Source organism: Rhodoferax sp. P1_F3 (assembly GCF_056405715.1).
Genome location: NZ_JBFUBO010000024.1, coordinates 1 through 9324 on the forward strand (window position 1 = coordinate 1; position 9324 = coordinate 9324).

General features: G+C 61.9%; 11 protein-coding genes. 4 read left to right on the forward strand and 7 right to left on the reverse strand.

Going from position 1 to position 9324, the window contains the following annotated elements; all coding sequences use genetic code 11:
- From AC1DZ5_RS21240 to AC1DZ5_RS21250, 3 genes are all read left to right on the forward strand, one after another.
- The coding region (locus AC1DZ5_RS21240; protein WP_477892765.1) for a TIM barrel protein at positions 1–206 on the forward strand (206 nt) is incomplete at its 5' end.
- A gap of 17 nt (positions 207–223) precedes the next feature.
- A complete protein-coding gene (locus AC1DZ5_RS21245) occupies positions 224–1234 on the forward strand; it encodes a Gfo/Idh/MocA family protein (RefSeq protein WP_477892767.1) in 1011 nt (336 codons plus the stop codon).
- Positions 1235–1258: 24 nt separating this feature from the next.
- Positions 1259–2050 (forward strand): TIM barrel protein, encoded by a 792-nt coding sequence (locus AC1DZ5_RS21250; RefSeq protein ID WP_477892769.1) that lies wholly within the window; start codon positions 1259–1261, stop codon positions 2048–2050.
- Between the two features lie 81 nt (positions 2051–2131).
- Here the strand turns inward: AC1DZ5_RS21250 and AC1DZ5_RS21255 are convergent, their stop codons facing one another.
- From AC1DZ5_RS21255 to AC1DZ5_RS21270, 4 genes are read right to left on the reverse strand one after another with little or no spacing between them, the layout of a single operon-like run.
- A complete protein-coding gene (locus tag AC1DZ5_RS21255; RefSeq protein ID WP_477892770.1) occupies positions 2132–3121 on the reverse strand; it encodes a xylose isomerase in 990 nt (329 codons plus the stop codon).
- Positions 3118–4377, reverse strand: coding sequence for an NAD(P)/FAD-dependent oxidoreductase (locus AC1DZ5_RS21260; protein ID WP_477892772.1), 1260 nt, complete (start codon positions 4375–4377; stop codon positions 3118–3120). Before AC1DZ5_RS21260 ends, AC1DZ5_RS21255 begins: the two co-directional genes overlap by 4 nt.
- Positions 4378–4381: 4 nt before the next feature.
- The gene (locus AC1DZ5_RS21265; RefSeq protein ID WP_477892774.1) at positions 4382–4699 is read right to left on the reverse strand and encodes a MocE family 2Fe-2S type ferredoxin; all 318 of its coding nucleotides are present in this window, start codon (positions 4697–4699) and stop codon (positions 4382–4384) included.
- A gap of 4 nt (positions 4700–4703) precedes the next feature.
- A complete protein-coding gene (locus AC1DZ5_RS21270) occupies positions 4704–5804 on the reverse strand; it encodes a fatty acid desaturase (RefSeq protein WP_477892776.1) in 1101 nt (366 codons plus the stop codon).
- 132 nt (positions 5805–5936) lie between these two features.
- On the opposite strand from AC1DZ5_RS21270, the gene AC1DZ5_RS21275 reads away from it, so the two are divergent.
- Positions 5937–6974, forward strand: a complete 1038-nt coding sequence (locus tag AC1DZ5_RS21275; protein ID WP_477892778.1) for a LacI family DNA-binding transcriptional regulator — start codon at positions 5937–5939, stop codon at positions 6972–6974.
- Here AC1DZ5_RS21275 and AC1DZ5_RS21280 read toward each other — a convergent pair whose 3' ends face one another.
- From AC1DZ5_RS21280 to AC1DZ5_RS21290, 3 genes are all read right to left on the reverse strand, one after another.
- Positions 6975–8147 (reverse strand): Gfo/Idh/MocA family protein, encoded by a 1173-nt coding sequence (locus AC1DZ5_RS21280; RefSeq protein WP_477892780.1) that lies wholly within the window; start codon positions 8145–8147, stop codon positions 6975–6977.
- 22 nt (positions 8148–8169) lie between these two features.
- The gene (locus AC1DZ5_RS21285; protein WP_477892782.1) at positions 8170–9096 is read right to left on the reverse strand and encodes a TIM barrel protein; all 927 of its coding nucleotides are present in this window, start codon (positions 9094–9096) and stop codon (positions 8170–8172) included.
- A gap of 22 nt (positions 9097–9118) precedes the next feature.
- Positions 9119–9324: TIM barrel protein (locus AC1DZ5_RS21290; protein ID WP_477892784.1), on the reverse strand; the 206-nt coding region annotated here is incomplete at its 5' end.

Sequence of the window (9324 nt, forward strand, 5' to 3'; positions counted from 1 at the left end):
GCTCTACGCAGATCCGGGTGCACCAGCACCTGGACATGGGCCAGGGAGAGATTAACTGGGATGTGTTCTTCGGCACGCTGGCTGACGTGAAGTTTGATGGCGTGCTCTCTTCTTGCGTCTTTGCCTGGGAAGAGCGGGCCGAAGACTCCTCTCGCTTCATGCGCAATGAGATGCAGCGATACATCGACAAGTTTTCCAACCAGTAACCCTCCGGAGATATTTCATGACTTTGAAAATTGGTGTCATTGGCACCGGCATGATCGGCCGCGACCATACACGTCGCATCCAGCAAGTGCTTGCCGGCGCGCAGGTGGTGGCGCTGTCTGACGTGAACGCGGCCAACGCCGAAGGTGTGCGCAAAGACTTCGCGCCCAATGCCCGCATTTACGACACGGGCGAAGCCCTGATTGCTGCACCCGAAGTGCAGGCGGTGCTGGTGACTTCGTGGGGTGCTACCCACGAGCCCTATGTGCTAGCGGCCATTGCCGCTGGCAAGCCTGTGTTCTGCGAAAAGCCCCTGGCCACAACCGCAGAGGGTGCCCGCCGCATCGTCGATGCCGAAGTGAAGTTCGGCAAGCGCCTGGTTCAGGTGGGCTTTATGCGCCGCTACGACGCTGGTTATGTGGCGCTTAAGGCCGCTGTTGAGCAGCACACCGGTGCACCTATCTTGGTGCACGCCGCCCACCGCAACCCGTCGGTGCCTGAGGCCTACGTCACACCCATGGCCATTCACGACACCATGATTCACGAGATCGACGTGTTCCGCTGGCTGCTCGACGACGACTACGTTTCGGCCCGTGTGCTTTACCCCCGCAACGCCGCACGCAGCCATACCAAGCTGCGCGACCCGCAGGTCGTGGTGTTGGAAACCAAGAAGGGCGTGCTGATTGACGTCGAAATTTTCGTCAACTGCGCTTACGGTTATGACATCCAGTGCGAGGTGGTGGGTGAAGACGGAACGGCCCGCTTGCCCGAACCGATGGCCATCGACATGCGCCTGGGTGCCAAGCGCCAAAGCACCATCCTGACCGACTGGAAAGACCGCTTCGTGGCCAGCTACGACGTGGAATTGAAAGACTTTATCGGCTCGGCCTCCCAAGGTGGTGCCACTGGCCCGAGTGCCTGGGACGGTTACGCCGCCGCAGTCACGTCCGACGCCTGTGTGCAGGCGCAAGAGAGCAACGGCCAGGCCGTGGCGATTGAGCTGCCCGCCCGTCCTTCGCTTTACAACTGATTTCCCATTTTGAGAGAACCCATCATGCGTTTTTCCTTGAGCCATATCCTGGCCCCCCGCCAATCGCCCGCCGAGTTTTTCGCCATGGCCCGCGCCCTTGGCGTGACCGATGTGGAAATCCGTAACGACATGCCCAACGTGGTGGGCACCCTGGCGCCTGCTGACGTGAAAGCAGCGGCAGAAGCCGCGGGCGTGAACCTGTTGTCCATCAACGCGTTGTACCCCTTCAACGTGTGGAACGACGAGCGCCGCGCTCAGACTGAAAAATTGGCGGACTATGCAGTGGCGTCTGGCGCCAAGGCCTTGGTCATGTGTCCGCTCAACGACGGCACCCCGGTGTCACAGGCGGATGTGGTGACGGCCCTCAAAGCCATCAAGCCCATTCTTGAATCGCGCGGCATTACCGGACTGGTGGAGCCGCTGGGCTTCCCTGTGTCCTCCCTGCGCCGCAAGGCCGATGCGATTGCCGCTATCAAGGCAGCGGGTGGCGAAGGCTTGTTCAAGCTGGTGCACGACACCTTCCATCACCATCTGGCCAGCGAGACCGAGTTCTTTCCTGAATGGACCGGTTTAGTGCACATTTCCGGCGTTGCGGATGCGGACGTATCCGTGGACAAGATGCTCGACGCCCACCGTGTGCTGGTTGACAAGCGTGACCGCCTGGGCAACGTATCCCAGATCCGTGCGCTGCAAGCTGCGGGTTACACGGGCCCGTTCAGTTTTGAGCCCTTCGCAACAGAAGTGCAAGAGCTGGCTGATCCGCAGTCAGCATTGGCGGACAGCATTGACTGGATTCGCGAGCAGGTTGCTGCTTGAGTTTCTCCGACGCCCGATAGAAATGGCCAGCGTTAGCTGGCCGTTTTTCTTTGCAAAAAAACGGTGAGTTACTTCGTGCAATCAACGGCGCTGCCATTCCTCCTGCAGCCAGCGCGCGCAGGCAATGTTGTTTTGCCAGATGTCGTAGCGCCCGCCGCCGCCGTAGTCTGGAAAGGGAATGAACTCGCAGCTGATTTGCTGGGGCGCGTGGGCTGGATGGGTCTTCATCCAGTCCAGTAGCTCCACCACCGCCGTCTTCCAGGTGGTGAGTGCCTGCGCGTCCCAATCGCGGTGAAAGGTTCCTGGTGCAGGTTCGATGAAAGGGTATTGGATCGCGCGGCCCGGCCGGCCGTCGCTGCGTTGCATGGCGGCGTTTCCTGGTATGCCGGGCGCCACGCTGCGTGTGTGCGCATGCACCACCCAGCCGCGTGCCAGCCACTGGCGGTAGAGCGTGCTTGCCTGGCATGGGGCTAGCAGTGCCCGTCCGCCATCGGTGGCGTCCTGTAGGCCGCTGGCCGCGACCTCCTCCAGGGTATCAATTTTGAAAACCAGGTGGGAGTGGTCCAGTGTCAGGCGCAGGGGTACATTCGCGCGCGCCAGCAGCTCGCCTACCGCCTCCACACGACGGAAGCGCTCGTTCCACATGTCCACGTGCACTTCCATCGTCGGCAAGCAGCCCGCGGCGGTGCCGTGCTCCATCGCATCCAGAAACCAGTCAGCTACCTCGCGGTCGCTGAGTGTGTGGCCGTCGGTGTGGCGCGCGAACAGCTGCATATTGAAAAGCCGTGCACCCAGCTCGCCGCCGGTGCGCAGGCCCCAGTGCATCAGCGCCTCGTCGCGGCCGGCACAGAAGATGCCGCCAAACACGCCAATGGGTATGCCGTACTCTGCTGTCCAGTCGCGGTAGGGCGCAAAGTCCTCGCGAGGGTCGATGTTTTTCTCGATGTAGTCAAACACACCGGCCTCGCGCGCCCAGCGCAGGCGCGTGGGGGTGTCGGGCGTGGGTAGGCCGTCGTGCACTAGTACGCCGTCGAGGTTGATGCCAATGGGCAGTGCGTTAGATGCTGTCATGCCGCTATTGCCGTAACGGATGTCAAGGTTTTGAGTTTCACGGCCGGGTCGCGCAATTCCTCCGGTTTGGCGCTGACGTGTCTCTCCACCAGCAGGCGTGCCAGCTTGAACTCCTTCAGGCAACGTGGCGTCAGACCCCAGGCGCTCATGCCAACCACGCGGTCTTGCGCGTTCAGGTGGAAGGTGATGTGGTCGCCTTCGCCGAGCTCGCGCACCACCATTTGTGTGCCTAGCGCGGGTTCGCCGCACACCTGCAGTTGGTGGTTGTATTGGTCACTCCAGAACCAGGGTGGCTGGTGGGCCAACTCTTGGCCGCCAAGCATGTTGTGCGCGGCCACGCGCGCTTGTGTCTCGGCGTTGAACCAGGTCTCTTGCCGCATCGGCAGGCCTGAGAATGGGCCTGGAAACTCAGCCACGTCGCCAGCTGCGAAAACATCAGGTGCGCTGGTGCGCAAGTTCGCATCGACCAAGATGCCTTGTGCCACCGCCAGACCTGAAGCCCGTGCCAGATCGGTGGTCGGTTTCATGCCGATGCCGACCAAAACGGTGTCGACATCAATGTGCTGGCCGTCGCTCAGACGCACCCGCACGCCGCCAGGCGGGTGCGGCGCGATGGCCGTAGGCAGCACGCCCAGCCGCACGTCCACCTCCCGAGCTTGGTGCAAGGCCAGCACGGAGGCTGCCACATCGGCAGGCACGGCGCGGCCGAGCAGGCGCGGTGCACCTTCGACTAGCGTCACCGTCATGCCGATGCACCGTGCGGAGGCTGCCACTTCCAACCCGATGAAACCGCCTCCAATGACCAGTAAGTGTCTGCCTGCGCCTAGACGCTGCGCGAGCAACAGTGCGTCGTCTACGGTGCGCAGTGTCAACACTTCGGGCAGGTCCGCACCGGGAATGTCCAGGCAGCGTGCGCTGCCTCCGGTTGCCAGCAACAGGCGGTAGTAAGGCAGCACCTGGCCGTTGGCGAGCGTGATGTGGTGGGCGGCGGTGTCGATGGAGGACACGCGCTGTGTGTGCAGACGTATTCCGTCATTGATGATGGTTTGCATGCTGCGTAGCTGGCAGGACTCTGCGGTCTTCTCACCGGTCAGCAGTTCTTTGGAAAGCGGCGGGCGCTCGTAAGGTGCGTGGCGCTCCATACCCACCAGGTGAATGGGTCCTGCCCAGCCTGCTTCGCGCAGCGCCTGGGCCGCGCGGCCGCCACAGTGGCCAGCACCGATGATGACCATGCCCGCGGATAAGGATGTGTGCATGGGTTCAGCTTCCTTCTGCCTGGATCTGCACCTGGCCTTCGTGCACGCGGGCAGGCCAGGTGCGCAGGTTCACGCACACTGGTGCGCCCAGTGCCCGGCCGCTGCGGATGTCGAAGCGACCGTTGTGTTTGGGGCATTCGATCACGTGGTCCATCACTAGGCCATCGGCCAGGTGGATCTTCTCATGGGTGCACAGGCCGTCGGTGGCGTAGACCAGGTCTTTGACACGGTACACCGCATAGGTTTTTCCTGCGTGGTCAAAGCGCAATACGTCCTCGTCGTCTATCGCGTCAAACGCGCAGACATTGGTCCAATGGGTCATCGGTTTATCTCCGTAAAAGTTGTTGTGGGTCCGGCAATGGACGTGCGATGAAGAACTCGGTGTCGTGGCGCTGCCGCCAGATGGCGGGCAAGATTTCAGCCAGCGCCTCCGGCGTGCTGGTGTAGGGTGGAGGGCAGTCGTGCTTCATCAGCGCATGCAGTTTCGGCAACGCGTGGTAGGGCACCAGCGGGAACATGTGGTGCTCCACGTGGTAGTTCATGTTCCAGTAGAGGAAGCGCAGCAAGGGTCCCATGAGGATGGTGCGGCTGTTGAGTCGGTGGTCCAGCACGTTCTCGGGCAGGCCGGCATGCTGCGTCAGGCCCAGGGCGTGCATCAGCCACGCACCGGCCATGCTGGGCAGGGGGCCCAGCAGCAGCAATGGCAGCCAGCTTTGCGTAGTTATGGCTACACCCACGATCAGCGCGTGGGCTAGCACCCAGGCCCGTGAGGTGCGCACCGCCGACGGCCACGCCATCTCGGGAATGTAGGTCTTCTCTTCCGCGCTGAGGTGGCCGACGGCGTGGCGCAGCGTGGTCCACAGCTCGTGCGGCACATTCTTGATGGCAAAGACATTCAGCAGCAGCGTCGGGATGTCGGGCGGCAGCGTGACGTTAAATTCCGGGTCGCGGCCGGTTACCAGGGTGTCGGTGTGATGGCGCGCGTGGCTCCACCGCCAGCGCGTTGGCCGGCGCGTGAGCTGGAAGGAAGCCAGTTGGTAGAGCGCATCGTTCATCCAGCGCGTCTTGAAGGCCGTGCCGTGGCTGCATTCATGCCAGCGGCTGTCAGCCGGGCTGCTGTAAAGCGTGGTGTAGAACAGGTAGGCGAGCGCGAGTGTCCAACCGCTCCAACTGGCCACCCAGCCGTGTACGAACAGTGTGCCGCTGCCCAGAATCAGGCCGTACCAGAGCGCGGTGTCGCGCAGGGCGTGAGTGTCGTCGCGCTTCATCAGTGCCTTGAGCTCTGCGCGTGGCACCGAGCACTGGTACCACTGGGCATTGACCAGGCCGGCCGCCTCGGCGCGTTCGCTGGCACCGCCTATCAGGCGGTAGTCATCGGCGGATCGGATGGGTGTCGCAGCTACGGTGCCGGGCCTTGTGGTGGTCATGAAAAGCTGTCTCCTTATTGGTTTCTACTAATGTCTATGATTTGAAAAATATTTCCAACATAACAACATCAAATTACATCAAAAACTAGCAAAATGAAGTTATAGAAACTTGCATTACTGGCAGAAATACGTATGAAACCCAAAGTCACTATCCAAGCCATTGCGGAAGAGGCGGGCGTGAGCACTGCGACCGTGGACCGCGTGCTGAACAGCCGGTTGCCGGTGCGCGAGGGCACGGCTTTGCGCGTGATTGAGGCCGCAGACCGACTGGGCTACCACGCAGTGCATGTGATGCGTCAACGCTTGCCCGCGCGTGGGGACAGGCGGCGCTTGGGGTTTTGTCTGCAAAAGCGATCTGCGCCCTTCTACCAAGCATTTGCGCAGGCTTTGCGCGACGCCGTGGCACGTCAGACTGACGGGCGTGGCACGGCGGTGATCGAGTTTGTGGACGACCTAGAGCCGGGCATCATTGGTGAGAAGCTGCTGGATTTGGGGCGACGCTGCGATGCGCTGGGCGTGGTTGCGCTGGACCATCCGCATGTCAACGATGCGGTGGCACAGCTGCACGAAGAAGGCCATCCCTGCCTGGCGCTGCTCAGCGACTTAAGTTCACCGTTGCGCCTGGGTTGCGTCAGCATCGACGACCGGCAGCGCGGGCGCATGGCCGCCTGGGCAGTGCGCCGCCTGGCGCGCAGGGAGGGCGAGGTAGCGGTGTTTATTGGCAGCCACCGCTACCTTGGGCAAGAAACCAGCGAGATGGCCTTCCGGGCTGCACTGCGGGAGCAGGCCCCGGCGTTGCGTGTGCTGGATGCTCAGGTGAACCTGGAGGATGAGCAGATCGGCTATGAAGCTACCTTGGGTCTGCTGGCGCGCCACACGCAGCTGGTGGGCCTGTACGACACCGGAGGCGGCGCCATGCGTGGCATCGTGCGGGCACTGCGAGAGGAGGGGGCGGGCCGTGGCATTGTTGTAGTGGCCCACGGCCTCACACCCGAACACCGGCTAGCGCTGATTGACAACGTCATTGACCTTGTGATCCAGACCCCCATCGGTCCGGTTGCCGACACGGCCGTGTCGGTGCTGCTGCGTGCTCTGGGACCGGGTCAGTCTGTGGCCTTCGGCCAACCCTTTGTACTGCCTTTTGAGCTGTACACCTCCGAAAACGTCTGATCATGTGTAGTCCACCCAGGTGGCACCTGCGTCTGCAGACCGGACGCAGTTCTCCACCCAGCGCACGCCCTCGATACCGGCTTCGATACCGGGGTAGTGGATGGCGGCCAGTGCCGCCGCATCATCCCGGTCGCTAGCGACCATCGCTTGGGCGTAGCGCACATAGAGGTTAGACCACGCTTCAAACAGGCCCTCGGGGTGGCCACCGCCGATGCGATCGTCTGCGAGTGCTGCAGGGTGCAGGTAGCCCATGCCGCGCTCCAGCACTTGCAGCGGCTGGCCTTGCACTTCAAACGTCATCTGGTTGGGGCGCTCGTCCCACCACTCGATGCTGGCCTTGCTGCCGATCACGCGGATTTTTTGGCCGTGCATGGAGCCGGCATTGACTGCGCAAGACCATACGTAGCCCACGGCGCCGGTGTCGTATTCCATAATGGTGAAAGCGTTGTCCTCCAGCGGTGCGCGGCTCTTCACAAAGCTCTGGCGTGAGCACATCAGGCGTCGGATTTTGAGCGCTGGCAGCATGACCTCGCTCAGGTACAGCGGGTGCGTGCCGATGTCGCCCAACACATAGCTGGGGCCGGCCATTTTGGGGTCCACCCGCCATTGGGTAGCGGGGTTGGCGGCTTCGACAGCCTCGTTATGAAAGCCATGTGCAAATTGCATTTGCACGATGCGGATGTCACCCAGCTCACCGGCGGCAATCATCTCGCGCGCCTGTTCGATCATCTGGTGGCCTGCGTAGCCGTAAGTCACGCCCACAATTTTGTTTTTCGCTGCCGCAAGCGCACGCAGTTCTTTGGCCTCGGCCGTGGTGAAGCACAGCGGTTTCTCGCAGACTACGTGCAGTCCGGCTTCGAGTGCGGCCTTGCTGATGGCGAAGTGCGTGCCGTTGGGGGTGGCGACGGACACGGCACGGATGCCATCGGGGCGCTGTGCTTCGGCCGCGAACATCGTCTTGTAATCCGCATAGCAGCGCTCTGCGCCAACACCGATGGCGGTACCGAAATCTTGGCCCCGCTGGGCATCGATGTCAAAAGCACCTGCCACCAGCTTGAACACACCATCGCGCAGCGCTGCCGAGCGGTGGATGTAGCCGATCTGGCTCTGGCGACCGCCGCCCACCATGGCCCAGGGGATGGTGGCGGGAACGAGGTTTTCTCCGTTGATCATTGGTATTTACCTGCAAATGGGGTTAGTTGAATCCGACGCTTTTGAGGAAGTCACGGCTGGCTTTGACGTCGTCCATGACGGAGCCCTTGTTGCGCGGATCTCGCTCTTGTTCCACGGTGATGTAGCCGTGGTACTGGATGTCCAGCAATGTTTGGCGGATGGCGTCGTAGTCCAGCACGCCTTTTCCAATCGGACACATCACGCCTTCGCCGCAGGCCTCAAAGAAGCGGATGCGTTTGGCCAGCACGGTGTCGAATACGCGCTGGTCGATGTCCTTGAAGTGCACGTAGTCGATGCGGTGCGCGTACTTGCGCAGCCAAGTGGTGGGCTCCATGCCGGCGTAGTAGCTGTGGCCGGTGTCTAGGCACAGGCCTGCGACTTCGTGCGGAATATCGGCCATGATTTGGTCGATCTCGTCGGCGAATTCGATATAGCCACCCGCGTGGGGGTGGATGACAGTACGTATGCCGTATTCCTTCCACGACAACTCTGCAACCGCGCGGATGTGGTTGACCATGGTGCGCCACTGTTCGGGTGCAAGGCGTGGCGCACGGTTACTGTGGCCGGCCGCATAGTCGCGTTCGTCGTGGCCCCAGTCCATCACTACCAGATAGGGCGCAGCAAAGCGTTGGCCGGGCTCCGTGGGCAACTTGGGGAGCTGGCGGATCAGCGCGCAGATTTCATGGGTCTGCCGGATCAGGTTGGCACCGTTCTCGGCCCCTACTAGGTTGTCGAAGATGGTGCCGGCCACGATACGCAGGCAGTTTTTGTCCAGCTCGGCGGACACAGTGCCAATGTCCAACGGCATATAGCCATAAGGGCCCAGTTCCAGACCTTGGTAGCCGGCTTCACTGGCTTCGCGCAGCACACTCGTCCAATGGGGCAAGTGCGGGTTCTTGACGTCGTCTACGCCCCAGCAGCAGGGGGCGCTCATGATGTGGATGCTCATAAATTCTCTCGTGGGTGTGCGCTTAGCCGCGGGGGTATTTGTCAATCAATCGCTGCATCTCTGCGCGCATAAAGCGGCTGGAGTCTTCGGCCCGCTCTTCCCAGGCAAAGACGCAAGAAGAGAGCACGCCATCAAACTTCACGTCAGCCAGCGTGCCGAAGAACACATCCCAGTTAATCTCTCCCTGGCCCATGTCCAGGTGCTGGTGCACCCGGATCTGCGTAGAGC

Excerpts from the sequence above, each read along its gene's own strand:
- AC1DZ5_RS21245 (WP_477892767.1), top strand. The coding sequence starts at position 224 with ATGACTTTGAAAATTGGTGTCATTGGCACCGGCATGATCGGCCGCGAC.
- AC1DZ5_RS21250 (WP_477892769.1), top strand. The coding sequence starts at position 1,259 with ATGCGTTTTTCCTTGAGCCATATCCTGGCCCCCCGCCAATCGCCCGCC.
- AC1DZ5_RS21255 (WP_477892770.1), bottom strand. The coding sequence starts at position 3,121 with ATGACAGCATCTAACGCACTGCCCATTGGCATCAACCTCGACGGCGTA.
- AC1DZ5_RS21260 (WP_477892772.1), bottom strand. The coding sequence starts at position 4,377 with ATGCACACATCCTTATCCGCGGGCATGGTCATCATCGGTGCTGGCCAC.
- AC1DZ5_RS21265 (WP_477892774.1), bottom strand. The coding sequence starts at position 4,699 with ATGACCCATTGGACCAATGTCTGCGCGTTTGACGCGATAGACGACGAG.
- AC1DZ5_RS21270 (WP_477892776.1), bottom strand. The coding sequence starts at position 5,804 with ATGACCACCACAAGGCCCGGCACCGTAGCTGCGACACCCATCCGATCC.
- AC1DZ5_RS21275 (WP_477892778.1), top strand. The coding sequence starts at position 5,937 with ATGAAACCCAAAGTCACTATCCAAGCCATTGCGGAAGAGGCGGGCGTG.
- AC1DZ5_RS21280 (WP_477892780.1), bottom strand. The coding sequence starts at position 8,147 with ATGATCAACGGAGAAAACCTCGTTCCCGCCACCATCCCCTGGGCCATG.
- AC1DZ5_RS21285 (WP_477892782.1), bottom strand. The coding sequence starts at position 9,096 with ATGAGCATCCACATCATGAGCGCCCCCTGCTGCTGGGGCGTAGACGAC.